Consider the following 24,545-nt stretch of genomic DNA (forward strand, 5'->3'; position numbering starts at 1 on the left):
TCAGCCCGGGTTCCGAGTATGGCTTAGCCGAGCGTCTTATCGAGGACACAAAAAAAGCCCGCCGGCTCGCGCCGACGGGCTTCTATCTTCACCGGCGCCCGAAGGCTGTGCCGGTGACGTTCATTGCAGTGCTGCTCAGGCCCCGGCTCAGGCCTCGACCGCCGACTTCGCCGTTTCGACGTACTCGTCGATCTGGTTGAAGTTCAGGTACTGGTAGATCTGCTCCGAGTGCTTGGTGACGATGCCCATCTCGGCCAGGTATTCCGCCACCGTCGGCAGCTTGCCCATCTTCGAAGCGATGGCCGCCAGTTCCGCCGAGCCCAGATACACGTTGGTGTTCTTGCCGAGGCGGTTCGGGAAGTTGCGGGTCGAGGTCGAGATCGCCGTCGAGCCTTCCTTGATCTGCGCCTGGTTGCCCATGCACAGCGAGCAGCCCGGCATTTCGGTGCGTGCACCGGCGGTGCCGAAGGTGTTGTAGACGCCTTCCTGGGTCAGCTTGGCGGCGTCCATCTTGGTCGGCGGGGCGACCCACAGGCGGGTCGGGATGTCCTTCTTGCCTTCCAGCAGTTTGCCGGCGGCGCGGAAGTGGCCGATGTTGGTCATGCACGAGCCGATGAAGACTTCGTCGATCTTGGCGCCGGCGACTTCGGACAGGAATTTCGCGTCATCCGGGTCGTTCGGGCAGCAGACGATCGGCTCCTTGATGTCGGCGAGGTCGATGTCGATGACGGCGGCGTACTCGGCATCCTTGTCGGCTTCGAGCAGGGTCGGCTTGGCCAGCCACTCTTCCATCTTCTTGATGCGACGCTCCAGGGTGCGCGCGTCCTGGTAGCCGTTGGCGATCATGTTCTTCATCAGGAAGATGTTCGAGTTCATGTACTCGATCACCGGCGCCTGGTTGAGCTTGATCGTGCAGCCGGCGGCGGAGCGCTCGGCGGAAGCGTCGGACAGCTCGAACGCCTGCTCGACCTTGAGGTTCGGCAGACCTTCGATCTCCAGCACGCGGCCCGAGAACACGTTCTTCTTGCCAGCCTTGGCGACGGTCAGCAGACCGGCCTTGAGCGCGTACAGCGGGATTGCGTGGACGAGGTCACGCAGGGTGACGCCGGGCTGCATCTCGCCCTTGAAGCGGACCAGCACCGATTCCGGCATGTCGAGCGGCATCACGCCGGTGGCAGCACCGAAAGCGACCAGGCCGGAGCCGGCCGGGAACGAGATGCCGATCGGGAAGCGGGTGTGCGAATCGCCGCCGGTGCCGACGGTGTCCGGCAGCAGCAGGCGGTTGAGCCAGGAGTGGATGACGCCGTCGCCCGGGCGCAGCGCGACGCCGCCGCGGTTGCTGATGAAGGCGGGCAGATCGCGATGGGTCTTGACGTCGACCGGCTTCGGATAGGCCGCGGTGTGGCAGAAGGACTGCATCACCAGATCGGCGGAAAAGCCGAGGCAGGCGAGATCCTTGAGCTCGTCGCGGGTCATCGGACCGGTGGTGTCCTGCGAGCCGATGGTGGTCATCTTCGGTTCGCAGTAAGTGCCCGGGCGCACGCCCTGGCCTTCCGGCAGGCCGACCGCGCGGCCGACCATCTTCTGCGCCAGCGTGAAGCCGGCCTTGGTTGCAGTCGGCACCGTCGGCAGACGGAACAGGGTCGAGGTGGGCAGACCGAGGAACTCGCGGGCCTTGCCGGTCAGCGAGCGGCCGATGATCAGATTGATGCGGCCGCCGGCGCGCACTTCATCGAACAGCACCTGGCTCTTCAGTTCGAATTCGACGACGACGGCGCCGTTCTTCTCGATCTTGCCTTCGTACGGGAGGATGTCGATGACATCGCCCATCTCGAACTTGGAGACATCGACTTCGATCGGCAGCGAGCCGGAGTCTTCCTGAGTATTGAAGAAGATCGGTGCGATCTTGCCGCCGAGGGTAACGCCGCCGAAGCGCTTGTTCGGCACGAACGGAATGTCTTCGCCGGTGGCCCAGATGACGCTGTTGGTCGCCGACTTGCGCGACGAACCAGTGCCGACCACGTCGCCGACATAGGCGACCAGATGGCCCTTCTTCTTGAGGTCGTCGATGAACTGCATCGGACCGCGCTTGCCATCTTCCTCGGGCTTGAAGGCCGCGTCAGGGCGCGTGTTCTTCAGCATGGCGAGGTAGTGCAGAGGGATGTCCGGGCGGCTCCAGGCGTCAGGCGCCGGCGACAGATCATCGGTATTGGTTTCGCCAGGCACCTTGAACACGGTGACGGTGATTTTCTTGGCAACTTCCGGGCGGCTGGTGAACCATTCGGCTTCCGACCAGGACTGGATGACGGCCTTGGCGTTGGCGTTGCCAGCGCGGGCCAGCTCGGCGACGTCGTGGAAGAAATCGAACATCAGCAGCGTCTTCTTCAGCGCTGCGGCAGCGACAGTACCGACTTCGGCATCGCCGAGCAGGTCGATCAGCGGCTTGACGTTGTAGCCGCCAACCATCGTGCCGAGCAATTCGGTGGCCTTGGCGCGGGAAATCAGGGCGCAGGACAGTTCGCCATCGGCGACCACGGTCAGGAACGAAGCCTTGACCTTGGCGGCATCATCAACGCCCGGCGGCACGCGGTGGGTCAGCAGGTCAACCAGGAACGCTTCCTCGCCAGCCGGCGGATTCTTGATCAGTTCGATCAGCTCGGCGGTCTGCTGGGCAGACAGCGGCAGCGGCGGGATACCGAGGGCAGCGCGCTCGGCAGCGTGTTGGCGATAGGCTTGCAACATGGCGTTGTTGGTCCGGTGGGGAAGCAGTGATGAAAGGCGCCGCACGAAGCGTTGCGATCCATAGCGTTGCAGCCCCAGGATTCGACACGGTCAGTGCGAAGCGCGGTCATTATTCTATCATTGGAAAGCATCATCCGTGCCGCCCGAAGAAGCCTGACGGCTGGCGAAATCCATTGACCCAGGCACCTCTCTGCGCCCGCAGAAAGCGCCGGGAACTGCGTAGCTGTCTGCGTGTCCCAAGCAACCAAGATGGAGAGCAGCATTCAGATGACGATCCGCCGATCCCTATTCAGCCTGCTGTTGCTGCCGTCGCTCCTGCTGCTCCACGCTTGCGGCACCAGCCGGGACGGTGCGACCAGTGGTCCGGCGCCGAGCATCACCTCCTTCACCGTGACGCCGTCGACGACCAATGCCGGTCGTACGGTGCAATTGAATTGGGCCGTCACCGGCGCCACCCGACTGCTGGTCCTTCCCGGCTCGATCGATGTCAGCGGCCAGACGAGCACCAGCTTCGTCGTTCCGGCCGGAACCACACGCCTCGCGTTGCAGGCCAGCAACAGCAGCGGCACCACCACCGTTCCCGCCAACCTGCGCGCCTATGACTGGACCGGTACGGCGGCAAGCTTGAACGCAGCGATCGGTAGCGGCTCCGGTCAGGTCAGCGGTTACAGCTTCGGGCTGTTCGATCGCACTGGCCCGCTGTTCGCCCAGGCTGGTGGCGATATTCCTGCCGATCAGTTGGTGCTGCTCGCCTCGGCAACCAAGCTGCCGTCGGTGCTGGCGATCCTGACCATGGTCGATCGCGGCGAGATCGCGCTCGATACGCCGGTTGGCCAGTATCTGGCGCTTGATCCCACGTTCGACTGGCCCACCGACAAGGGCCTGATCACCATGCGCATGCTGCTCGCGCATACCTCGGGTCTGCCCGGCCTCGACGATGCCGCGCAGCCGGCCTGCATCACCGATGAAACCGGCGTCAGCCTGCGCGAATGCGCGCAGAGGATCGCTCGTGTCGATCTGGCGTCCGCACCGGGGGCTGCATTCAACTACGGCGGCATCGATTTCCAGGTCGCCGGCTACATCGCCACCCTGATCGCCAACCAGAACTGGCAGGACTTCTTCCAGTCCCGCCTCGCAGGTCCGCTGGGCCTGAGCCGTTTCACCTATGGCGATCCAGCCACGGTCATCAATCCGCGGATTGCCGGTGGCGGTGCTTCGATTGCCTCCGAGTACGGCGAATTCCTGCGCCTGCTGCTCAACGATGGCCTCTTCAACGGCACTCGCGTGCTGTCGTCGGCGATGGTCGCGCAGGTGCTTACCGATCAGACCGTCGGGCTGCGGACCATCTACACGCCATTCCCCTTGGGTCGGCGGATCGACTATCCCGGCTACGGCTTAGGTGTTTTCCTCAGCGCGCCGCGCAAGCATCCGGGCAGCAACGGTCCTGAATGGAGCGATCCAGGTCTGTTCGGCACCATGCCGTGGCTCGACGTGGCGCTGGGCTATGGCGCGGTGTTGCTGCTCCAGGCCGATATCGTCAACGGCACCGAGACCGGCCTCGACATCTGGGACGACCTGCGTCCCGGGATCATCACGCAGCTGACCCTGCCGGCGACCTGAGAGTCAGGTTTATTCGGCAGCGCGGCCGCTGATCTCGCCGCTGCCGAGGCATTCCTCGCCGTCGTACAGCACCAGGTATTGACCGGGCACCGCGGCGCGCTGCGGCTGCTCGAAAGCGAACACCACACGCGAGCCATCCTGGCTCGCGATGAGGCAAGCCTGCAGGCTCTGACGATGGCGGATGCGTGCGCTCAGGCGTGCCGGCATCGGCTCCGGTTTGCGGATCCAGTGGAAGTCGTCGGTGGCGATCAGCGTCGTCATCAACTGCGGATGCTCGCTGTCCTGCGACACCGTGAGCACGTTGCGCGTGGCGTCTTTCGTGATCACGTACCACGGCGCTTCCTTCGCGCCGCGCACGCCGCCGATTGCCAGGCCCTTGCGCTGACCTAGCGTGTGGAAAGCCAGCCCCTGATGCTGGCCGATGACCGCACCGGCATCGTCCTCGATGGCGCCAGGCTGCGGTTTGAGATGCTGGCTCAGGAACTCGCGGAACTCACGTTCGCCGATGAAGCAGATACCGGTGGAATCCTTGCGGGCGTGATTGGGCAGGCCGGCCTGTTGTGCCAGCGCGCGCACTTCCGGCTTGGTCAGTCCGCCAAGCGGAAACAGCACACGCTCGAAGTGCTCGCGGGCAACGGCGGCCAGGAAATAGGTCTGATCCTTGTTGTCATCGACGGCGCGCAGCAGGCGAGGGCCTTCAGCGCCGTGATCGACTCGCGCGTAATGGCCGGTCGCCACCCAGTCGGCACCCAGCCTCAGTGCGTGCTCGCGGAACGGCTGGAACTTCACTTCACGGTTGCAGAGCAGATCCGGATTCGGCGTCTTGCCGGCCTGATAGCCAGCGAGGAACAGATCGAACACCCGCTGCCGATATTCAAGCGAGAAGTCGACCCGATGCAGCGGGATGCCCAGTTCCTCGGCGACCGCGCGGGCCGACTGGAAGTCCTCCGCCGAGGTGCAGTATCCCGCTTCGTCCTCGGTCCAGTTGACCATGAACAGGCCGGAAACCCGGTAGCCGTGCTCGCGCAGCAGCCAGGCGGTGACCGCCGAATCGACGCCGCCGGAAAGGCCGACGACGACGTGCTCGCCGCTCACGGTTTGCGCAACAGCGCCGGGCTCAGATGCGCCAGCATCGCCAGCGGATAACGCTGGCCGGCGAGGGCATCGTCGATCCCGCGCTGGACCATCGGACTGCGATGCCGGCCGGCGGCCGCGCGCAGTTCGTCCGGGGTCAGCCAGATCGCGCGGGCAATGCCATCGTCGAGCGACCGCTCCGGATGGTGCTGCAGTGGTTCGGCGAGAAAGGCAAAACGCAGGAAGCCGTAGCCGAGTTCCGGCGGCTCGTACTCGTAGATGCCGAGCAGCGCCGTCGGTCTTACATCCCAGCCCGTTTCTTCCAGCGCTTCCCGCACCGCGCCTTCGATCAGCGTCTCTCCGGGCTCCCAATGGCCACTGGGCTGATTCAGCACCAGATGATCGTTGACCTGTTCTTCGACGAACAGGAAACGGCCGTCACGTTCGACGACGCAGGCGACGGTGATGTGATGAGCGGATGCCATGCGAACTCGGCGCAGCCTAGAGCTGAGCGCGCGACTTGATCCGGTAATAGCCCTGAGTGTCGGGCTGACCGAGCGTGCGCACCAGGTTCTGCACCGCCGGCTCGGCTTCCGGCTTGGCCTTCACCTTGAGATCGATCTCGTAGCTGCGATCAGTGTTCAGACGCAGTTCGCCGCCGACATCTAGCGGCCCGGCAGTCGGCGAGACCTTGGCGACGATCACGCCGGCTTCAGTGGTCACGGCCATCTTGAAATCGCCGAGCACCAGCGGATTGCGGCCCAGCGTCCAGCGCAGACGGGCGATGTCGATGTCGGCGCTGGCCTGCTTCGGGAATTTCTCGACCAGGATCAGCTCGTCGAGCTTGACACCGACATCGCCCTCGATCGGCAACTGGGCGTCACCGCTGAGTGCCAGCAGCCCTTTCAGTCCGCCGCTGGCCGCCAGGGAACTGACCACGATGTTGCCGCCGAGCGTGCGCGACACGTGACCATCGAACAGCAGGCCATCGACCGAGCCATCGACGTGATAGCCCAGCCGGGCGGCGATCAGCGCCAGCGGGCTGAACGTCCAGTTCAGCGGCTTGGCAAGGCTGCGGCCCTGATAGCTGAGCGAGCCAGCCGAGCCGGAGAACACCGAGCCGGTCAGGCCGGTCAGCTGCACCGGCGAGTCCGGCGGTGCCACGCGCGGATAGATCGAAGCGATCGGCGCGGTCGCGATCAGGAAGGCGAGAAAGCTGCCGATGCCGACCCACAGCAAGGTGCGAGTCTTCATGGCGCGCGGATCACCGCGAGGCGGGCGTTGACCAGGCCCGGTGTCGGCTGGCGCTCGATATCGGCGACCTCGATGCGCACGCCGTAGCGGGTCTGCAATTCATTCATCCAGCGCAGCAGCACATCGAACTCGACATCCTCGAACCAGATGCGTGCCTGATTGTCACCATCCGGCTGCAGACGCGCCGGCGGCTTCTTCAGCGTGCCGTTCTTCGAGGCCTGATCGACGGCGGTCAGCAGCGAGACATCACTGCCGACGATCGGCCCCGACTGCGGTGCCGCGAAACGCTGATCGACCTCGGCCTGAGCCAGCCGGGTGGCGATCGAGCGCGCCGACTGCAGTTCTTCGGCCAGTGCCTTGCGATGGCGGACGATCGGCTGCCAGATCGCCGAATAGAGCAGGGCGGCGATGACCATCGCGGCGGCGATGCTGACCAGTGTCTGCTCGCGCGGCTGCAGCGCTTCGTAGCGTGCGCGATACGGCGCGGTCTGCCCGGCAATCTGGGCTCTGACGCCGGCAACCTTCTGACGGAGCGCGGCGCTCATGCGGCCACCGGGCTGAGTTTCAGGCGAATCTGCACGCCGTTCTCGTTGGAGTCTGCGGATTCGACGTCGAGCTTGGCGCCCGGATGACTGCCGTACCAGGCACGCAGACGTTCGAGCACCTGCAGATCGCTGCCGGACAGATCGAGGAACAACGCGCCATCGCGGAACTGCACGTTCTTCAGGCTCAGGCCCGGGTTCTCGGCCAGGCCGCTCGATGCCGACTGGATCAGCTCGAACAGACCGCCGCCGCTGCCAGCACCATTCAGCAGACGCAGCTGCTGGTCGACCTGGGCTTCCAGGTTGATGATCTTGGTTTCGCGTGGGAACAGGCGGTGAAAGGTTTCTTCGTTGGCGGTCTGCAGAGCGGCAACTTCGCGCTTCAGGCGCTGCGATTCGGCAACGTTCAGGCCGATGCCGAGCAGCAGCGCAACCGCCGCCAGCTGCGCGGCCAGCAGCCAGGGGCGCCAGTAGCGGTTCAGATCATCGCGCTGCGAATAGCCAGCCTGCAGCAGATCGATCGACTGCGACGGCCGCCAGTGGCGAATCAGTGCTTCGAGCGGATGATCGAAGCCCGGCAGCAGATCCAGCGGCCGCTGCAGCTGGGTGTAATCGGTGGCGTCGTCGCGGGCCACCAGCACCCGCAGGCTCGCCGGCGTGCCGTTCTCGGCCAGTTCCAGCAGCAGCTCGAAATCTTCCGCCACGCAGCTGAAACCGGCATAAGGGCCGCTGCGGACGATCATCTGGCCGGCATCCGGCAACACGCTCCACGGCCCACCTTCGGTCCAGGGCAGAGCCAGAGTGTCCGGAATCAGCGCGCTGATCCGCACCCCGGCGGCATTGAAGGGAGCCAGCCAGTCGTCGACATGCGAGCGGGTGACGACGGCGATCGGGAAGGCACCGCCGGGCAGGCGGCTGCCGATCGCGAAATGCAGGGTGTCGACGTCTTCGGCGAACTGGTCTTCGAGCACGAAGGGCGCGGCCTGCAGCACCTTGGCCGGTTGCCGGGCCGGCACCGACACCGTGGTCAGCCGGACATCGGCACCCGGCACGAAGACGATCACCTTGCGGCCGACACCGAGGGCGATGACCTCGTCAAGCGGCAGTTCGCGGACCAGCACGCCGGGCCTGGCAAGGCTCGTATCGAGCGGATCGGAAGCGACGAGCGCATGCGCGGTCGGCGCGTCCGGGGCGGTATCGCGCAGGCGGATATAGAGGATGTCGCGCAAGGGACGGGCGGGCAGCGAGCGTAGGGTGGGGATCAGTCGGCGTCAGTTGAGTGGGCGATCACGACGGGATCTGCGCCACCCTCGGGCCGGATATAGACACTGTATAGCGAGACTCGACCGCTGCCAATGAACACTTCGGCCTGTAGTTGGAAGTAGCGCGTGCGCACATCGATCTGGTTTTCCGGCTTCAGATCGTTGTCCGGCCCGATGAAACTGTTGACGCCACCGTTCAATACTTCCTGCGGGGTCTTGGCGGGGACCTTCAGGCGCGTTTCGACGAATTTCATCATCGCCACGCGATCAATGGTCTTCGACAAGGTCGACAGTACCTGCGGCGAGGCGGTGTTGACGTTGATCTTGGTGCCAATGGTTGGCAATGCCGTGACAAACGGTTTCAGCGCCGCGTACAAGGCTGGTGTCATGCCACGCACCTGCAGCAGTTCGGAAGCGCTCAGCATCGGCCGGTTGGCGGCGCGGTACGGCGGATCGAGCCCCTGATATTCGTTGTCCTCGGCACCATTCAGATCAATGCGCTCGTTGTCGGCATCGACCCAGTCGCGGATCGCGCTGCCCAGGCCGGTGGCCTTGATCGCGGCATCGCCGCCGATCGCATCGAGCAGCAGCTGGAACTGCGCGAGATAGACCTTCAGCTGGGCAACGTCTTTGGTCGCCAGATTGTTCAGGTTGAAGCGGCCCTGCAGATCCTCGACGCGGCCCCGCAAGTTGCCGTTGTCGATCGGCAGGAAATCGACCGGCCGCGCCCAGATATCGCCGAGCGAATCGATTTCGTTGGTCTTGGCATCCAGCTTGAGGATGCCCTTGACCCAGGACTCGACGCCGTCCGCGTACCAAAGCGCGGTTTCCGATTCGACCAGGTTGCTGGCCCGCCGCACCGCGATGTTCGAGCTTTCGAACATCGCGACGGCGGCGATCGTCGACAGCGCGACCACGAACATCGCGGTGATCAGGGCGATGCCTTGGGGTTTTCGGCGTGGGTAGAGCTGGCGCTTCATTCGGTAGCGTCGAGACCGCCGGGACCGTTTGTGCCACCGGTAGTGCCGCCACTCGTGCTGTTGTTAACGCCGCCGCCCTTGCCCGCGGTGGTGCCTCCCGACGTGTTTCCGGGCGGCGGCGGTGGCGGCGCCTTGCTCAGCTCGGCAATCTTCGACGCGCCCTCGGCGCCGACGCGGAACAGCAAGCGCAGCTTGCCCCAGTCCCGCGTCTTCAAGGTCAGTTCGATGGCGGTCGGCGGTGGCTGCTGGGCATTCGGCACCCCGGCATTGCCGTTGGCGGACGGCCAGGCTTCGGACTTCTGGCCGTTGGCATCGTAGAAGCGCCATTCGGCTTCCTCGATGCGATCGAGCATCGTCACCTCGATCGGCTTGGTCTGCGCCGCGCGATCGAGCACGTTCCAGCTGCGTCGCACCAGACGCTTGTCCTGGAAACGCGCGCCGCGCGCCTTGTCGACGTACTCGGACTCTTCCAGCCCGTAGCTGACCCGCTCCAGAGTCGAACGCGGCAAGGACAGTAGGTTCTGCCAGCCGCCGCGCGTGAACTCGATGCGCTGCGCGAAGCTGTCGAAACCGAACGGCGGCAGTTCCTGGCCGCTGCTGTCGCGCACGCCACGCGGTGCCGCGTTCTGGAAATCGGTGCGCAGGCGAATGTAGGCGCGGTCGTATTCCTCGGTGCGGCTGAGGTTGTCTTCAATCTTGGCGCGCGCGCTCAGCACCGTGTTCAGGCCGCCGTAGGCCATGGTCGCGAACACGCCGAAGATACCGATCACCACGATCAGCTCCAGCAAGGTGAAGCCCCGCTGGGACCTCACTGAGTGGCCTCGCGGCCGACGTTGGACAGGAAACCGGTCAAGGTTATGTAAGGCGTGGGGCGCTTGTCGCTCTTCTTCTCGACGCTGATATCGACGCGGCGCAGGCCCGGGTCCTGGGTGGCCTTGACCTCGGTTCGCCAGGTCCATTTGATGTCGCCGAGTTCGACATCCTCGTTGGCCTTGCCGAGCGCCGGCCAGGCTTTGCCGAGTTCGATTTCGGTCATCCGGTTGCGGGCGACGAACAAGGCCAGCGACTTGTCGCGCAAACCGGCGGCGCTGCTCGCGAAACGGGCGCCGTTGCCGATGATGGCGCCGAGCGCGATCGCCAGCACGCCGACGGCGACCAGCATTTCCATCAGGGTGAAACCGCGCTGGCGCCGCGGAGAGATCATCGGGTCACCGCTTTTTCGACGGTACGCCGCTCGCGGGTGATGCGGCCGAGCAGATCGCCTTCGATATGCATGTATACCGGGTAGTTCGGCGCTTTCAGATCAAGCGTGAACGGCGTCATCTGGCCACCGGGCAGCAGCAACACTTGGGGCTTGAGCTTGGTCGCTTCGTCTTCTTTCCTGTCGTCGTCATCCGAGGATTTCGAGTCGCTGCCGCTCCTGGCTTCCTTCGGCTGGATCGGCGGGATCAGCCGTCCTTCGATGCGCAGCTCGGAATAGAACGGCTGCAGCAACGGCCGCGAGCGGAAGCTGCCGCTCTGGGCGTAGTCGTCCCATTTCGAGGCCGAGGAGGCGATCAGGAAACGATAACCATCCGGCGTGAAGACCAGGCCGATGGCGATGCCTTTCAGGTCGGCTTCGTCCTCGGCCAGACGCAGCAGTTGTTCGACGCGTTTCGATTCGGCTTCCAGCCGGTCATCGATCGCACGGTTGCCGATCGACAGGCTGACGAAGGTGACGATGACGCCGATGATCGCGATCACCGCCATCAACTCCAGCAAGGTGAAACCTCGCTGCCGCGATGAAGCCGACACCGGCGGGGCAGCGCTGGCGGGCAGCGCCCGCGCAGCGCCTTCGATCACGGAGCCGGAGCCCAGTTGCCGATGTCGCTGGACGAGCCGTCGCCACCGGGCTTGTTGTCGCTGCCGAGGCTGAACACGTCGATCTCGCCCTTCACGCCGGGGCTCAGGTACTGGTAGGGGTTCTGCCAGGGATCGCGCGGCACCGATTTCAGATAGCCGCCCGGCTTCCAGTTGCGGGCCGGAGGATCGCCCTGCGGAGGTGCGACCAGCGCTTCGAGCCCCTGCTGGGTGCTCGGGTAGTTGAAGTTGTCGAGCTTGTAGAGATTGAGCGCGGTCTCGATCGCGGCGATGTCCTGCTTGGCCTTGACCTGACGCGCCTTGTCCGGCTGGTCGAAGATATTCGGCGCGACGATGGCGGCGAGGATGCCGATGATCACGACGACGACCATGATTTCGATCAGCGTGAAACCGCGTGCGCCCCGCTTCTGAGTCTGTGTTTTCATGATCCGCAAGAAGGTTGAAGACATTGATAATGCCGCAGGAACGATGACAAGAATGATAACAGAGGCCTCCCCGACGACTGCTTGGCCGGCTCCTGCAGCCTGGTTGCCGTATCTGCTGCTGTCGGTGATGTCCGGCCTGCTGATGCTCGGTGGCGAGCCGGTGATCGAAGCGCTCCGTTACGACCGTGTCGCCGTCGGCGCCGGCGAGTGGTGGCGGCTGTTCAGCGGCAACCTTGTTCACCTTGGCTGGTGGCACTGGTTTTTCAATGTGCTGAGCTTCGCGCTGCTGGTCTTTTTGTGCCCGGAACGCAACCGGCCGGGCGAGTGGCTGCTGCGCATCCTGGTGATCGGCACTGGCGTCTGTTTCGGGCTACATCTGTTCACTCCAAATCTGGAAAATTACGTGGGCCTGTCGGGACTTGCGTACGGATTGCTGGTTTTCGGCTTCATCCGGCAGATCGTTATAGGTGATCGTTTCGCAGTGGCTTGTCTGGGCTTCGTTGCGGCGCGTATCGTGTGGGAAATGGTGATCGGCGCGCCGAAGTCAGAAGAGACTTTGATCGGCGGCTCGGTCGTCGCCGAATCGCATCTGTACGGGGTGGTTGCAGCCGTGATCTATGGCCTGGCAACCGGGGCCTTCCGTCGGCCCGCGCGTCCGGCAACGGCCTGACCATTCGCTGCAGACCAGAACGATCCCAGAAGCGTCAGATACCTCAGGACAAGAATGAAATACGCGTTGCTGTTTCCCGGCCAGGGCTCCCAGGAAGTCGGGATGCTCGGCACTCTCGCCGCGGCTCACCCGATCATCGATGCCACTTTTGCGGAAGCGTCCGACACGCTCGGTTACGACCTGGCCGCGCTGATCAAGAACGGCCCGGCCGAAGAATTGAACCGCACCCAGCGCACCCAGCCGGCGCTGCTAGCCGCCAGCGTTGCCGTGGCACGGCTCTGGCAGAGCCTCTGCCTGCCACCGCCGACCGCACTGGCCGGCCATAGCCTCGGCGAGTACTCGGCGCTGGTGGTGGCGGATGCCCTGCAGTTCGCCGACGCGCTGAAGCTGGTCGAACTGCGCGGCGAGCTGATGCAGTCCGCCGTGCCGCAGGGCGTGGGCGCGATGGCGGCCGTGATCGGCGTCGACGACGAGATCGTCGAGAAAGCCTGCGCAGCCTACGACGGCGACGGCGTCCTCGAGCCGGCCAACTACAACGCCCCGGGACAGGTGGTGGTCGCCGGCAGCAAGGGCGCGGTTGATTGGCTGGTGGCGAACAGCAAGACCTTCGGCATCCGCAAGGTGATGCCGATTCCGGTGTCGGTGCCTTCGCATTGCTCGATGATGCGCGGCGCTGCCGAGCAGCTTGCCGAGCGTCTGAAGACGGTGGCGATCGCCACGCCGGCGATTCCGGTGCTGCACAACCTCGACGGCCAGCCACGCAGCGATGCAGATGGCATCCGCAACGCGCTGATCGAGCAACTGTTCCGGCCGGTGCGCTGGGTGACGACGATCCGCAACCTCGAAGCGATGGACTGTCACGCGCTGTTCGAATGCGGCCCGGGCAAGGTGCTAGCGACGATCAACAAGCGCATCGTCGACGTCGCTTCCGGCAACCGCCTTTCGATCGCCTTGGGCGATCCCGAAGGTCTGCAGCTGGCGCAAGCCTCGTTCAATCCCTAACGGAGTTTTCATGAGCACCCCCCAATCAAGCAGCCCCTCGAGTCGTTTCGCCACTGGTAGCGTGGCACTGGTCACCGGCGCAACGCGCGGTATCGGCCGCGGCATTGCCGAGCGTCTGACTGCAGAAGGCGTCAAGGTCATCGGTACCGCCACTTCGGAAGCCGGTGCCGCCCAGATCGAGGAATATCTGGCGCCGCAGGGCGGGGCAGGCCGCGTACTCGATGTCCGAGATCCGGCGGCGATCGATGCGCTGGTCAGCGCCACGATCAAGGAGTTCGGGCCGCTGGCCATCCTGGTCAACAACGCCGGCGTCACCCGTGATGGCCTGCTGCTGCGGATGAAGGATGCCGACTGGAGTGACGTCATCGACACCGATCTGTCCAGCGTCTTCCGGCTGTCCAAGGCCGTGGTGCCGGGCATGATGAAGGCGCGCTCCGGCCGCATCATCTCGATCGGCTCGGTAGTCGGCACCATGGGCAACGGCGGCCAGACCAACTACGCTGCGGCCAAGGCTGGCCTGATCGGCTTCTCGAAATCGCTGGCCCGGGAGATCGGTTCACGCGGCATCACCGTCAACGTGGTGGCACCAGGCTTCATCGATACCGACATGACCAAGGGCCTGAAGGACGAGCAGCGCGCTGCACTGATCGAGCAGGTGGCGATCAAGCGTCTCGGTGCCGTCAACGATATCGCCGCTGCCGTGGCCTTTCTGGCATCCTCTGATGCCGCTTACGTGACTGGCGAAACGCTCCACGTGAACGGTGGCATGTATATGATCTGAAAAGCATTACCAAACACTTGCAATGCCTGCACCCGATTGGCTGGCAGCAGGCTGCATGAATCTCTTACACTAGCGCCGCTTTTAGCCCCATAACTCCGAGGGAGTCCAGATGAGCAGTCTTGAAGAAAAAGTCAAAAAGATCATTGCCGAACAGCTTTCCGTGGCTGAAGACCAGATCACCCCGGAGGCCTCGTTCGTTGAAGATCTCGGCGCCGACTCTCTCGACACCGTCGAACTCGTGATGGCACTCGAAGAAGAGTTCGAGATCGACATCCCGGACGAAGAAGCCGAAAAGATCGTCACCTTCCGTGACGTGCTGAGCTACATCAAGTCGCACACCAACCAGGCTTCCTGATCAGCCTGCGTAGCCTCACCTTCCTTTCATCCCAATCTGCTAACGACTCATGACGCGACGTCGCGTAGTCGTCACCGGCCTCGGTATCGTCTCGCCGGTCGGCTCTGATATCCCCACTGCCTGGTCGAATCTGCTTGCCGGATACAGCGGCATCAAGCCGATGACGGCCTATGACGTTTCGACCTACCCGACGCGGTTTGCCGGGCTGGTCGAGGGGTTCGATGTGCTGAAGTGGGTGGGCCCCAAGGAAGTTCGTCGCAACGACCCGTTCATTCATTACGGTGTCGGCGCGGCGAAGATGGCGGTGATCGACGCCGGACTGGAAATCACCGATGCCAACCGCGAGCGCATCGCGGTGATCGTCGGCTCCGGTATCGGCGGCATCGGCACCATCGAGGAGCAGTGCACGCTGCTCAATGGTCCGGGCGGCGTGAAGAAGGTTTCGCCGTTCTTCGTCGCCGGTTGCATCATCAACATGGTGTCCGGCGCGATCTCGATCGAACTGGGTCTGAACGGGCCGAGCTTCGGCATCGTCTCGGCCTGTACGACCGGCACGCATTCAATCGGCATGGCACATCGGATGATCGTTTATGGCGATGCCGATGTCGTCATCGCCGGCGGTGCGGAAGCAGGCTCGGCTCCGGCCGGTGTCGCTGGCTTCTGCGCCTCCAGAGCCTTGTCCACCCGCAACGATTCGCCAACCACGGCCAGCCGGCCCTGGGATCGCGATCGTGACGGTTTCGTGCTCGGCGATGGTGCCGGCGTGATGGTGCTCGAAGAGTACGAACACGCCAAGGCGCGTGGCGCGCAGATTTATGCAGAGCTGATCGGCTTCGGCCTGACCAGCGACGCGTTCCACATCACCCAGCCGGTACCGGGTGCGCCACAAGTTGCGCGCTGCATGGTCAACGCGATCAAGGACGCCGGCATCAACGCCACGGACATCGATCACGTCAACGCTCACGCCACATCGACCCCGCTGGGTGATGTCGCCGAAAGCGATGCGATCAAATCGGCACTGGGCGAGCACGCCTACAAGGTCGCGATCAGCGGCACCAAGTCGATGACCGGGCATCTGCTCGGCGCGGCTGGTGGCATCGAAGCGATCTTTTCGGTGCTGGCGATCCGCGACAACATCGCGCCGCCAACGATCAATCTGGATAACCCGGACGAAGGCTGCGACCTCGATTACACGCCGCACAAGGCACGCGAGCGGAAGATCGACATCGCGATATCCAACTCCTTCGGCTTCGGCGGCACCAACGGCTCGCTGGTATTCCGTCGCATCTGAACGGCATCCGGTCGCGCTTGCGGCCGGAACGCCTTGCCGCAATGGCTTGATTGAGACCGATGCTCCACTGCGCATTGCCCGCTTCAGTGGATCTGCTGGCTTTGCATCGCCGGTTTCCCGAGCGTTATCCCTTTCTGCTGCAGTCCGTGGCCAGCCATCCCCAGGCCGGCCGCTACGATCTGCTGTTCGCGTTTCCTGAAGATGCGATCGAGGCAAGGGCCGGTGATGCCGATTTCTTCGCCGCGCTCGACGACGCAGCCGCTTCGCTGAGCAGAACAGACGATCATGGTTTGCCCTTCGTCGGTGGCTGGTTCCTGCTCGCCGGTTACGAAGCGGTGCGCTGGGTAGAGCCCCGGCTGCGCCTGCCGCTGTCGCCGTATCGATTGCCGGATGCGCTGGCCGTGCGCTGCTCCGGCGCGATCATCGTCGACCGGGTTGCCGACACCGTGCTGGGCTTGAGCGAAAGCTCGATCGCGGCGATCAGGCAGATGGAACAGGATTGCGCGGCGACGATGTTTTCGAGCGCGGCGCCAGTCGAGCAGACGCCGTTGACGATCATCGAGGACGACGAGTCGCGCTTCCTCGGCGGCGTCTCGCGCATCCTCGACTACCTCGATGCCGGCGATGTCTTCCAAGTCAATCTGTCGCGGCGCTGGACGGCGCGTTACGGTGAACCGGTCGATGCGACAGCGCTGTACGAGCGTCTGCGGCGCGCCAATCCAGCGCCGTTCGCCGGGCTCGCGTCCTGGCGCGGCAGCACCGTGCTCAGCTCATCACCGGAACGGCTGATCGAACTGTCCGGCGGCATGGCGCAGACGCGGCCGATCGCCGGCACCCATGCCCGCGATCGCGCTGAAGACGAGCGCGATCGCGAGCGCCTGATCGCCAGCCTCAAGGAACGCGCCGAGCACGTGATGCTGATCGATCTCGAACGCAATGATCTCGGTCGCATCGCGGTGCCCGGCACCGTCGAGGTCAGCGAGCTGATGACGGTCGAGAGCTACGCTCACGTCCATCACATCGTCTCCAACGTCCGTGGCCGGCTGCGGGACGGCGTCGGCCCCGGTGCAGCGCTGCGCGCGGTGTTCCCCGGCGGCACCATCACCGGCGCGCCGAAAGTCCGGGCGATGGAAGTGATCGCCGAACTCGAAGGCGAGGGCCGCGGCCCGTATACCGGCGCGATGGGTTATCTGTCCCGCTGCGGCCGGCTCGACACCAACATCCTGATCCGCACCCTGGTCTGCGAGGGCGACACGGTCAGCTTTCGCGCCGGCGCCGGCATCGTCGCCGACTCGAAGCCGCTGGCCGAACTCGCCGAGACCCGCGCCAAGGCGCGCGGCCTGCTGCTGGCGCTCGGAACGTCGGCATGACTGCGGCGCGCTGCATCCGCTGGAACGGCGAGGCCGTCGATACGATTCCCGCCAGCAGCCGCGGCCTGCATTACGGCGACGGCGTGTTCCGCACGATGCTGATGCAGGGCGGCAAGATCGTCGCGCTCGATGCGCAGGTCGACAAGCTGGCCGCCGATGCCGCCGTGCTCGGCCTCGAAAGTTCGCAGCAGCTGCTGCGTGACGAACTCGCGGCGATCGCCTCGTTCGGCGACGCCACGATCAAGCTGCTGCTGCTGCGCGCTGGCGCGGGGCGCGGCTATCGGCCGCAGACCACGCAGGCCGATCGCCTGCTGTTCGTCTATCCGCCGCCCAGCTGGCCGGCTAACCATGCGATCGATGGCATCGCCGCCATTCGCTCGCCGGTGACGATGGCGACTCAGCCGTTGCTCGCCGGCATCAAGCATCTGAACCGGCTCGAACAGGTGCTGGCCAGCCGTGATTGGCCCGCCGATGTCGATGAAGCCTTGCTGGCCGACGAGCGCGGCAATCCCGTCTGCGGCACGCGCAGCAACCTGTTCTGGGTCAGCAAGGGATGCCTGTACACGCCAGCGCTCGACCGCTGCGGCGTGGCCGGCGTCACGCGCAGCCAGGTGCTGGTATTGGCCGGACAGCTCGGCATCGATTGCCAGATTGCCGGCCAGCCCTGGACGGCACTGCAATCGGCCGATGAAGCTTTCGTCTGCAACAGCCTGGTCGGCATCTGGCCCTTGCGGCGTCTGGACGATCATCCCTATTCGGCAATAAGACCGATCACCCATCGCCTGCAGACAGCCCTTGTCCATCCATTGGCCCATCCATTCCGAGGAGTTTGATGAGCACGCCAAAGAAGCCAAAAAAAGCCAAACCGAAGCGCAGCTGGCTGGGCCGGATGTTCCGGCGCCTGCTCACCCTGATGCTGACCTCGGTGCTGGCCGGTATTGTGCTGCTGTTCGACGGCCACCAGCAGCTCGATGCGCCGCTGGGCTTGAGCGAACCGCGCAATTTCGATATCGAAGCCGGCAGCAGCCTGCCGAAGATCCTCGCCAAGGCCAACGAGCAGGGCGTTTTCTCGGCGCATCGCCAGGCGATCTATCTCGGCCTGCTGGCGAGAATCGATGGCCGTGCCGCTATGGTCAAGGCCGGCGAGTACCGGATCGAACCGACGATGACGCCGCGCAGCCTGCTGGCGCTGTGGGTGTCCGGCAAGACCGTGCTGCACGAACTGCAGCTGATCGAAGGCTGGCGTTTCGCCGATGCGCTGAAGAAAGTGCGTGAATCGCCGGTGCTGACCCAGACCCTGGCGCCAGACCTTGACGACGCCGGTCTGATGACCGCGCTCGGCCAGCCCGGCAAGTCAGCCGAGGGGCGCCTGTTCCCGGACACCTACCGGTTCAGCAAGGGCATGAGCGATGTCGCGTTCCTGCGCAAGGCCGTCGCCGCGCAGGAGCAGGTGCTGGCCGAAGAATGGGCTGGCCGTGATCCAACCCTGCCGTACGATGGTCCCGAACAGGCGCTGATCATGGCCTCGATCATCGAGAAGGAGACCGGCGTGGCCGCGGAGCGCGAACAGATTGCCGGGGTCTTCGTTCGCCGCCTGCAGATCGGCATGCGCCTGCAGACCGATCCGACCGTGATCTACGGCATCGGCAGCGCCTACGACGGCAACATCCACAGTCGCGACCTGCTCGCCGACACGCCGTACAACACCTACACCCGCGACGGTCTGCCACCGACGCCGATCTGCCTGCCGGGCCGCGCCTCGGTGCACGCCGCGATGCACCCGGCCGCTGGCAGCGCGCTGTATTTCGTCGGCAAGGGCGATGGCAGCCATCAGTTCTCGGCGACCCTGACCGAACACAATGAAGCGGTGCGCCGCTATCAGCTGGGTGGCCGCGGAGCCGCGCAGTGAGCCGTGGACTTCTCATCGTGCTCGAAGGCGGCGAGGGTGCCGGGAAGGGTTCAGTGCTGTCGGCGATCGCCGAATGGCTGCAGGCCCAGGGCATAGAACCGCTGTGCACCCGGGCACCGGGCGGCACTCCCGAGGGCCAGGTCATACGCTCGGCGCTGGTGCAGAGCGGCGCGGACTGGGAGCCGACCGCCGAGCTGCTGCTGATGATGGCCGACCGCGCCCAGCACGTCGGCCGCCTGATCCGCCCGGCGCTGGCAGCCGGCCGTATCGTGCTCTGCGACCGCTTCGTCGGCTCGACGATCGCCTATCAGGGCGGCGGCCGCGGGCTTTCGTCCAGCGTCATTCTCGATCTGCAGAAGATCGCCGCCGCCGAGGTCACCGCCGACCTGACCATCCTGCTCGACGTACCACCGGCCATCGGCCTGAAGCGCAGCCTGAAACGGCTGGCCGAGCAGAACTCCAGCGAAGATCTGTTCGAGCGGCTTGATCTGAGTTTTCACGAGCGCGTCCGCGCCAGCTTCCTTGCCCAGGCCGCCGATGACCCGAAGCACTGGGCCGTCGTCGATGCCAGTCGAGTGATCGCCGAAGTCATTGCCGACGTTCAAACTCGCCTGGCCGGACTACTCGGGAAGCGCTCCGCAGCCTGAGTCGAGGTCTACGCGGCCAGCAGCTCCGCCAGCATGCTGGCCACCGTCGCCGTCGCCCGGCGCAGATCGTTCAGCCGCAGCTTCTCGTCCGCAGCATGGCCATTGGCTTCGCCCAGGGTGCGAGGGCCGGCACCGTAGAGCACGGTGGGAATGCCGGCCGCCGTGTAGTGGCGGGCATCGGTGTACAGCGGCACGCCGTGTTCGGCGATCGCGGTGCCGAAGTAATGCTCGCCGTGTTTCTGCAGCGATTCGGTCAGCCGTTCGGCACCCGGCAGCTTGACCAGCGGCAGCGCCAGCAGCACGCAGCGAATCTCGATGCGGATGCCGGGCAGGCTTGCCGCCGTGCTTTCAATCAGCGCTCGCAGTTCAGCTTCGGCCTGCGCCGGAATCTCTTCCGGAATCATTCGCCGGTCAATGCGAAACGTGACCCGGTCCGGCACCACATTGGTGTTGATGCCGCCTTCGATCAAGCCGACGTTCAGGGTCGGGCTGTTGATGCCGTAAGTGCTCGAAGAGCGTTTGGCCAGCTCGGCGCGCGAGGCGTACAGCGCGCTGAGGATGGTGGTCGCGGCGGCGAGCGCATCGACGCCGGATTCCGGCATCGCCGCATGGCCCTGCTTGCCGCGCACCGTCACTTCCAGATGCAGGCAGCCGTTGTGCGCGGTGGTCACGGCGTAGGAAAAGCCGGCGCTGAGCGCGTAGTCCGGCTTGCTAAGGCCCTGTTCCAGCAGCCAGCGTGGGCCGATGTCGCCGCCGACTTCCTCGTCGTAGGTGAAGTGCAGTTCGATGCTGCCGTCGAGCTTCAATCCGGCTGCCGCAAGCTTGCGCAGCGCCAGCAGCGCGAAAGTGTAGGTCGCGAAATCCGATTTGCTGACCGCCACACCGCGGCCGACCATCTCAGCACCATGCACCGGATCGTCGATCACCACCGCGCCGTAAGGATCCTGCGTCCAGCCCTGACCGGGCGGCACGACATCGCCATGCGCGTTCAATGCGATCGTCGGACCATCGCCGCCGCCGAAGCGCTGACGGACGATCAGATTGGTCGCCGAGATCATGCCGACGGCTCGCGCTTCGTCTTCCGGCACAGGATGGGCTTCGACTTCCAGACCAAGCCTTTCAAGCAGGCTCTTGGCCCTGGCGCCATGGGCCGCGCAATCGCCGGGCGGATTGTCGGTCGGCACCTTGACCAGTTCGGCAAGGAAGGCACAGGCCGCGGCGAAATCGGCATCGACTTCGCGGGCAATGGCGTCGTGGAATGAATCGGTCATGTCGCGGGATAGCTCGAGAGAAAGTCGGTGAATACGCGTGCGGCGATGTCGGCATCGTCGGCAGTCATGGTTTCCGCCGGGTTGTGGCTGATGCCGCCGTTGCCGCAGCGAACGAACAGCATGCCGATGTCGGTGATCGCGGCAATCTTCATCGCATCGTGGCCAGCGCCGCTGGGCAGATGACGCGGCGCCGGGTTGCCGGTGACGCGACGGATGCTTGCCGCCCACTGTGCCTGCAAGCTCGGCGCACAGGGTGCACAGCCGGCGGCCATGACCTGAGTCAGCACGATGTCGACCTTGCGCCGTTCGGCGATCGCATCGATCTCGGCGAGCACGTCGACCACCGCTGCATCGCGCAGCAGATCATCAGCAGCGCGGATGTCGAGGCTGAAGCTGCAGCGGCCGGGAATGACGTTGATCGCGCCGCCCGGCACTTCGAGACGGCCGACGGTACCGACCAGACCGGGCACGCCACCGCAACGCCGCTCGACGTAAAGAATCAGCTCCGCCGCGGCTGCCGCAGCATCGCGACGCAAGTGCATCGGCACGGTGCCGGAATGGCCGGCCAGGCCGGTGATGCTGCCGGTGTAGCGATGGCTGCCGGCGATCGAGGTGACCACGCCGAGCGCCTGGTCTTCATCGAGCAGCACCGGGCCCTGTTCGATATGGACTTCGACGTAGCCGAGCAGCTTCGCCGGATCGCGAGCGATCGCCGGAATCTGCCCGGGATCGAAGCCCGCCTCCAGCATCGCCGCGCGCATGGTGATGCCATTACCGTCGACGGCATCGAGCAGCTGCAGATCGAACTGACCAACCACCGCGCCGCTGCCGAGGAAGGTCGACTTGTAGCGCACGCCTTCCTCTTCGCTGAAGGCGATGATCTCCAGCGCATACGGCAGCTTCAGGCCACGCTGGCGCAGGTCCAGCGCGACCAGGATCGGCAGCACGATGCCGAGCCGACCGTCGTACTTGCCGCCATCGACGACGGTGTCGTAATGCGAGCCGGTCAGCAGGGTCTTGGCGTCGGGCTGCTCGCTGTGCAGCCGACCGACGACATTGCCGACGGCGTCGACCTCCACACTCAGCCCGGCCGCCAGCATCCAGTCGCGGATCAGCGCGGCGGTCTGGCGATGGGCCGGGCTCAGATAGGAACAGGTCAGGCCATCGGCCTGCTCGCTGAATTCGGCGAGGCGATCGAGCATCGCCAGGATTTCGCTGCCGGCCGTAGAGGACACGCTGTCGTAAAGCCGGAAGCCGGCGATGCGATCGATCTGTTGCAGCGCTGCCCTGCACTCGGTGTCGAGGTCGTGATCGAGGCGCTGCATGAACGCGGCGATCACCGAGCTGCGGTTGTGGCCGCGCACGGCGAGCACGAAGGGAAAGCCGAACTTGGCGTTGTAGGCGTCGTTCAAAGTCTGCAAGGTGGCGAACTCGCCCGGCGTGCAGGCATCGAGCCCGGCGCCCTGCTGTTCGCGCGTCGACTCGGCCGTCAGTTCCTTGCGTACCGCGGCGCGGCCGGCGAGCTCGGGATGGGCGCGGATCAGCTTCAGTTGCGCGTCGATACCCGCAGCGTCGACCGCCGCGCACATCGCGCCATGCAGTTGCAGTCGCGAGGTGAACGGCCGCAGCGGCAGCACCGCTTCGGCAACCCAGGGCGAATGCTCGAAGATGCCGGCGAGGGCAGCGACGAACGCGTCGGTGCTTGCCGCATTTAGTTCCGCAAGCGTGATCATGGCTGCGCCTCATGCGGATGCGTCGCGATCCAGTGCCGGGCGATGTCGATGCGCCGGGTGATCCAGACCTTGTCGTGCTGAAGGACATAGTCGAGAAAACGTTCGAGCGCGGCGATGCGCGCCGGCCGGCCAATCAGCCGCGCGTGCAGGCCGATCGACAGCATCTTCGGCGCGTCGAGCCCGGCCGGATCGCCTTCGCGATAAAGCACGTCGAAGGCGTCCTTCAGATAGTCGAAGAACTGGGTGCCTGAGTTGAAGCCCTGCATCGCCGCGAAGCGCATGTCATTGGTATCGAGCGTGTAGGGCACCACCAGATGCGCCACGCGAGCTGCGCGGCCGTCGACGGCGACTTCGGTCCAGTACGGCAGATCGTCGGCATAGGAATCGGCGTCGTAGACGAAGCCGCCATGCTCGACCACCAGACGCCGCGTGTTCGGGCTGTCGCGGCCGGTGTACCAGCCGAGCGGGGCAGAGCCGGTCAGCTCGCGCTGGATCGCCACGGCCTCGGCCATGTGCGCGCGCTCTGTGGCTTCATCGATGCCCTGATAGCTGATCCAGCGCAGGCCGTGGCAGGCGATCTCGTGGCCAAGTTCGCGATAAGCCGAAAGTGCTTCCGGATGCCGCTGCAAAGCCATCGCGACGCCGAACACGGTCAACGGAAGGCTGCGCGATTCGAAGGCGCGCAGCACCCGCCACAGACCGGCGCGCGAGCCGTATTCGTAGATCGATTCCATGCTCATGTGGCGCATCGGAAACGAGGCAGCACCGATGATCTCGGACAGGAAAGTCTCCGAGCCGGCGTCGCCGTGCAGCACATTGTTCTCGCCACCTTCCTCGTGATTGAGCACGAACTGCAGCGCCACCCTCGCGCCGCCCGGCCAGCGCGGATGCGGCGACTGTCGGCCGTAGCCGATCAGGTCGCGATCGTAGGTCTCAGGCGACATCGGCGAACACAGCCTTCAGGTCGATGCCGTCATCGCGGTGCTCGACCAGGTTCAGGTCTTCGAGCACATGGCACAGATGCGCCTGCATCAGCTCGATTGCTGCCGTGTCGCCACGCTCCAGTGCCGTGCACAGCGCCTGATGCTCGTCCGGCGGGCAGGACGAGGCGCCGGGCTGCTGATACACCGCGATGATCAGTGACGAGCGCGACACCAGTTCGCGCAGCAGGCGAGTCATCGTCGCGTTGCCGGCGATCTCGGCAATGATCAGATGGAAGTCGCCGGACAGCTTCAGCATCGTGCGGCGATCGTTGTCACGCCAGGCCAGCTTTTCCCGCGCCAGATGCTCGCGGATACGGCGGACGTCGGCACGGGTGGCGCGCTGGATGAAGCGGGCGACGATGCCGGCTTCGAGCACGCCACGCGCTTCGAAGATATCCCGCGCTTCCTGGACCGTCGGCTGGGAAACGATGGCGCCGCGGTTCGGCATCAGGGTCACCACCTGCTCGTGCGCCAGCCGCTGCAGCACCTGGCGGATGCGGGTGCGGCCGATGCCGAAGATCTCGCAGAGCTTGTCCTCGATCAGCCGCGTGCCGGGCGGCAGCGAGTGATCCATGATCGCGCCCCAGATGCGCTCGTAGGCCTTCTCGATGCCGGAGCCTGCGGCGGCACCAGGTTCGGCAGTTGCGGCCGTCGTGGTCGTCGCCTTGCGTGCCGCTTTGATCCTTGATGGCGCGTCGATTGAAGAGACTGATCTGGGCATGTCGTTCGGCAGCTTCCGGGACTGTTTCAGCGTGATTCTCGATCGCAGGCGAG

General features: G+C 65.1%; 25 protein-coding genes. 10 read left to right on the forward strand and 15 right to left on the reverse strand.

Going from position 1 to position 24,545, the window contains the following annotated elements; all coding sequences use genetic code 11:
* Positions 1–147: 147 nt before the first annotated feature.
* Positions 148–2,742, reverse strand: coding sequence for a bifunctional aconitate hydratase 2/2-methylisocitrate dehydratase (gene acnB, locus G513_RS0105845; protein WP_022975890.1), 2,595 nt, complete (start codon positions 2,740–2,742; stop codon positions 148–150).
* 267 nt (positions 2,743–3,009) lie between these two features.
* Here acnB and G513_RS0105850 point away from each other — a divergent pair, with 267 nt between their 5' ends.
* Positions 3,010–4,362: a serine hydrolase domain-containing protein gene (locus G513_RS0105850; protein WP_169560523.1), complete on the forward strand. Its 1,353-nt coding sequence runs from the start codon at positions 3,010–3,012 to the stop codon at positions 4,360–4,362.
* Between the two features lie 9 nt (positions 4,363–4,371).
* Here the strand turns inward: G513_RS0105850 and mnmA are convergent, their stop codons facing one another.
* Genes mnmA through gspG form a run of 10 tightly spaced genes read right to left on the reverse strand, consistent with a single transcriptional unit; the run spans position 4,372 to position 11,759 of the window.
* A complete protein-coding gene (mnmA, locus tag G513_RS0105855) occupies positions 4,372–5,457 on the reverse strand; it encodes a tRNA 2-thiouridine(34) synthase MnmA (protein WP_022975892.1) in 1,086 nt (361 codons plus the stop codon).
* Complete coding sequence (locus G513_RS0105860) at positions 5,454–5,921, reverse strand: NUDIX hydrolase (protein ID WP_022975893.1); 468 nt, start codon at positions 5,919–5,921, stop codon at positions 5,454–5,456. The genes mnmA and G513_RS0105860 overlap by 4 nt, the downstream gene beginning before the upstream one ends.
* Positions 5,922–5,937: 16 nt before the next feature.
* Positions 5,938–6,690: a type II secretion system protein N gene (locus G513_RS0105865; protein ID WP_022975894.1), complete on the reverse strand. Its 753-nt coding sequence runs from the start codon at positions 6,688–6,690 to the stop codon at positions 5,938–5,940.
* Positions 6,687–7,235 carry a type II secretion system protein M gene (locus G513_RS24720; RefSeq protein ID WP_022975895.1) on the reverse strand — a complete coding sequence of 183 codons (549 nt, stop codon included), beginning with the start codon at positions 7,233–7,235 and terminating at the stop codon, positions 6,687–6,689. The genes G513_RS0105865 and G513_RS24720 overlap by 4 nt, the downstream gene beginning before the upstream one ends.
* Positions 7,232–8,461 carry a type II secretion system protein GspL gene (gene gspL / locus G513_RS0105875; RefSeq protein WP_022975896.1) on the reverse strand — a complete coding sequence of 410 codons (1,230 nt, stop codon included), beginning with the start codon at positions 8,459–8,461 and terminating at the stop codon, positions 7,232–7,234. Before gspL ends, G513_RS24720 begins: the two co-directional genes overlap by 4 nt.
* A gap of 32 nt (positions 8,462–8,493) precedes the next feature.
* Complete coding sequence (gene gspK, locus G513_RS21625; RefSeq protein ID WP_084711361.1) at positions 8,494–9,474, reverse strand: type II secretion system minor pseudopilin GspK; 981 nt, start codon at positions 9,472–9,474, stop codon at positions 8,494–8,496.
* Positions 9,471–10,286, reverse strand: coding sequence for a type II secretion system minor pseudopilin GspJ (gene gspJ / locus G513_RS21630; RefSeq protein ID WP_084711362.1), 816 nt, complete (start codon positions 10,284–10,286; stop codon positions 9,471–9,473). Before gspJ ends, gspK begins: the two co-directional genes overlap by 4 nt.
* A complete protein-coding gene (gene gspI, locus G513_RS0105890; RefSeq protein ID WP_022975899.1) occupies positions 10,283–10,678 on the reverse strand; it encodes a type II secretion system minor pseudopilin GspI in 396 nt (131 codons plus the stop codon). Before gspI ends, gspJ begins: the two co-directional genes overlap by 4 nt.
* Positions 10,675–11,316 carry a type II secretion system minor pseudopilin GspH gene (gene gspH / locus G513_RS0105895; protein WP_022975900.1) on the reverse strand — a complete coding sequence of 214 codons (642 nt, stop codon included), beginning with the start codon at positions 11,314–11,316 and terminating at the stop codon, positions 10,675–10,677. Before gspH ends, gspI begins: the two co-directional genes overlap by 4 nt.
* Positions 11,313–11,759 carry a type II secretion system major pseudopilin GspG gene (gene gspG, locus G513_RS0105900; RefSeq protein WP_022975901.1) on the reverse strand — a complete coding sequence of 149 codons (447 nt, stop codon included), beginning with the start codon at positions 11,757–11,759 and terminating at the stop codon, positions 11,313–11,315. The genes gspH and gspG overlap by 4 nt, the downstream gene beginning before the upstream one ends.
* Here gspG and rrtA point away from each other — a divergent pair.
* The 9 genes from rrtA to tmk all read left to right on the forward strand — a co-directional run bounded on the left by rrtA (position 11,758) and on the right by tmk (position 19,784).
* Entirely contained in the window at positions 11,758–12,429 is a 672-nt protein-coding gene (gene rrtA, locus G513_RS21635) for a rhombosortase (protein WP_084711363.1), read from the forward strand. The genes gspG and rrtA overlap by 2 nt on opposite strands.
* A 54-nt stretch (positions 12,430–12,483) precedes the next feature.
* Positions 12,484–13,431 carry an ACP S-malonyltransferase gene (gene fabD / locus G513_RS0105910; protein ID WP_022975903.1) on the forward strand — a complete coding sequence of 316 codons (948 nt, stop codon included), beginning with the start codon at positions 12,484–12,486 and terminating at the stop codon, positions 13,429–13,431.
* A 10-nt stretch (positions 13,432–13,441) separates the two neighbouring features.
* Positions 13,442–14,212 (forward strand): 3-oxoacyl-ACP reductase FabG, encoded by a 771-nt coding sequence (gene fabG, locus G513_RS0105915; RefSeq protein ID WP_022975904.1) that lies wholly within the window; start codon positions 13,442–13,444, stop codon positions 14,210–14,212.
* A gap of 109 nt (positions 14,213–14,321) precedes the next feature.
* Positions 14,322–14,567: an acyl carrier protein gene (gene acpP / locus G513_RS0105920; protein WP_022975905.1), complete on the forward strand. Its 246-nt coding sequence runs from the start codon at positions 14,322–14,324 to the stop codon at positions 14,565–14,567.
* A gap of 49 nt (positions 14,568–14,616) precedes the next feature.
* The gene (gene fabF, locus G513_RS0105925; RefSeq protein WP_022975906.1) at positions 14,617–15,858 is read left to right on the forward strand and encodes a beta-ketoacyl-ACP synthase II; all 1,242 of its coding nucleotides are present in this window, start codon (positions 14,617–14,619) and stop codon (positions 15,856–15,858) included.
* A gap of 59 nt (positions 15,859–15,917) precedes the next feature.
* A complete protein-coding gene (locus G513_RS0105930) occupies positions 15,918–17,228 on the forward strand; it encodes an aminodeoxychorismate synthase component I (protein ID WP_028475190.1) in 1,311 nt (436 codons plus the stop codon).
* Positions 17,225–18,061, forward strand: coding sequence for an aminodeoxychorismate lyase (gene pabC / locus G513_RS0105935; RefSeq protein ID WP_022975908.1), 837 nt, complete (start codon positions 17,225–17,227; stop codon positions 18,059–18,061). Before G513_RS0105930 ends, pabC begins: the two co-directional genes overlap by 4 nt.
* Complete coding sequence (mltG, locus tag G513_RS0105940) at positions 18,061–19,137, forward strand: endolytic transglycosylase MltG (RefSeq protein WP_022975909.1); 1,077 nt, start codon at positions 18,061–18,063, stop codon at positions 19,135–19,137. The genes pabC and mltG overlap by 1 nt, the downstream gene beginning before the upstream one ends.
* A complete protein-coding gene (gene tmk / locus G513_RS0105945; RefSeq protein WP_022975910.1) occupies positions 19,134–19,784 on the forward strand; it encodes a dTMP kinase in 651 nt (216 codons plus the stop codon). Before mltG ends, tmk begins: the two co-directional genes overlap by 4 nt.
* Positions 19,785–19,792: 8 nt before the next feature.
* Here tmk and G513_RS0105950 read toward each other — a convergent pair whose 3' ends face one another.
* From G513_RS0105950 to G513_RS21640, 4 genes are read right to left on the reverse strand one after another with little or no spacing between them, the layout of a single operon-like run.
* Positions 19,793–21,055, reverse strand: coding sequence for a M20/M25/M40 family metallo-hydrolase (locus G513_RS0105950; RefSeq protein WP_022975911.1), 1,263 nt, complete (start codon positions 21,053–21,055; stop codon positions 19,793–19,795).
* On the reverse strand, positions 21,052–22,788 hold the full coding sequence (locus tag G513_RS0105955) for an allantoate amidohydrolase (RefSeq protein ID WP_022975912.1): 1,737 nt from the start codon (positions 22,786–22,788) through the stop codon (positions 21,052–21,054). The genes G513_RS0105950 and G513_RS0105955 overlap by 4 nt, the downstream gene beginning before the upstream one ends.
* Positions 22,785–23,732, reverse strand: coding sequence for an allantoinase PuuE (gene puuE, locus G513_RS0105960; protein ID WP_022975913.1), 948 nt, complete (start codon positions 23,730–23,732; stop codon positions 22,785–22,787). Before puuE ends, G513_RS0105955 begins: the two co-directional genes overlap by 4 nt.
* Entirely contained in the window at positions 23,722–24,492 is a 771-nt protein-coding gene (locus G513_RS21640; RefSeq protein WP_022975914.1) for a GntR family transcriptional regulator, read from the reverse strand. The genes puuE and G513_RS21640 overlap by 11 nt, the downstream gene beginning before the upstream one ends.
* Between the last annotated feature and the right edge of the window lie 53 nt (positions 24,493–24,545).

It is taken from the genome of Nevskia ramosa DSM 11499 (genome assembly GCF_000420645.1).
Classification (GTDB): Bacteria; Pseudomonadota; Gammaproteobacteria; order Nevskiales; family Nevskiaceae; genus Nevskia; species Nevskia ramosa.

Bases quoted from the DNA above. Each gene is read 5' to 3' on its own strand.
- gspI (WP_022975899.1), bottom strand. From the start codon at position 10,678: ATGATCTCTCCGCGGCGCCAGCGCGGTTTCACCCTGATGGAAATGCTG.
- fabD (WP_022975903.1), top strand. From the start codon at position 12,484: ATGAAATACGCGTTGCTGTTTCCCGGCCAGGGCTCCCAGGAAGTCGGG.
- G513_RS0105950 (WP_022975911.1), bottom strand. From the start codon at position 21,055: ATGACCGATTCATTCCACGACGCCATTGCCCGCGAAGTCGATGCCGAT.
- fabG (WP_022975904.1), top strand. From the start codon at position 13,442: ATGAGCACCCCCCAATCAAGCAGCCCCTCGAGTCGTTTCGCCACTGGT.
- G513_RS24720 (WP_022975895.1), bottom strand. From the start codon at position 7,235: ATGAGCGCCGCGCTCCGTCAGAAGGTTGCCGGCGTCAGAGCCCAGATT.
- G513_RS0105930 (WP_028475190.1), top strand. From the start codon at position 15,918: ATGCTCCACTGCGCATTGCCCGCTTCAGTGGATCTGCTGGCTTTGCAT.
- gspG (WP_022975901.1), bottom strand. From the start codon at position 11,759: ATGAAAACACAGACTCAGAAGCGGGGCGCACGCGGTTTCACGCTGATC.
- G513_RS0105850 (WP_169560523.1), top strand. From the start codon at position 3,010: ATGACGATCCGCCGATCCCTATTCAGCCTGCTGTTGCTGCCGTCGCTC.
- gspK (WP_084711361.1), bottom strand. From the start codon at position 9,474: ATGAAGCGCCAGCTCTACCCACGCCGAAAACCCCAAGGCATCGCCCTG.
- acnB (WP_022975890.1), bottom strand. From the start codon at position 2,742: ATGTTGCAAGCCTATCGCCAACACGCTGCCGAGCGCGCTGCCCTCGGT.
- rrtA (WP_084711363.1), top strand. From the start codon at position 11,758: ATGATCCGCAAGAAGGTTGAAGACATTGATAATGCCGCAGGAACGATG.
- mltG (WP_022975909.1), top strand. From the start codon at position 18,061: ATGAGCACGCCAAAGAAGCCAAAAAAAGCCAAACCGAAGCGCAGCTGG.
- pabC (WP_022975908.1), top strand. From the start codon at position 17,225: ATGACTGCGGCGCGCTGCATCCGCTGGAACGGCGAGGCCGTCGATACG.
- fabF (WP_022975906.1), top strand. From the start codon at position 14,617: ATGACGCGACGTCGCGTAGTCGTCACCGGCCTCGGTATCGTCTCGCCG.
- G513_RS0105955 (WP_022975912.1), bottom strand. From the start codon at position 22,788: ATGATCACGCTTGCGGAACTAAATGCGGCAAGCACCGACGCGTTCGTC.
- acpP (WP_022975905.1), top strand. From the start codon at position 14,322: ATGAGCAGTCTTGAAGAAAAAGTCAAAAAGATCATTGCCGAACAGCTT.
- G513_RS0105860 (WP_022975893.1), bottom strand. From the start codon at position 5,921: ATGGCATCCGCTCATCACATCACCGTCGCCTGCGTCGTCGAACGTGAC.
- G513_RS21640 (WP_022975914.1), bottom strand. From the start codon at position 24,492: ATGCCCAGATCAGTCTCTTCAATCGACGCGCCATCAAGGATCAAAGCG.
- G513_RS0105865 (WP_022975894.1), bottom strand. From the start codon at position 6,690: ATGAAGACTCGCACCTTGCTGTGGGTCGGCATCGGCAGCTTTCTCGCC.
- puuE (WP_022975913.1), bottom strand. From the start codon at position 23,732: ATGTCGCCTGAGACCTACGATCGCGACCTGATCGGCTACGGCCGACAG.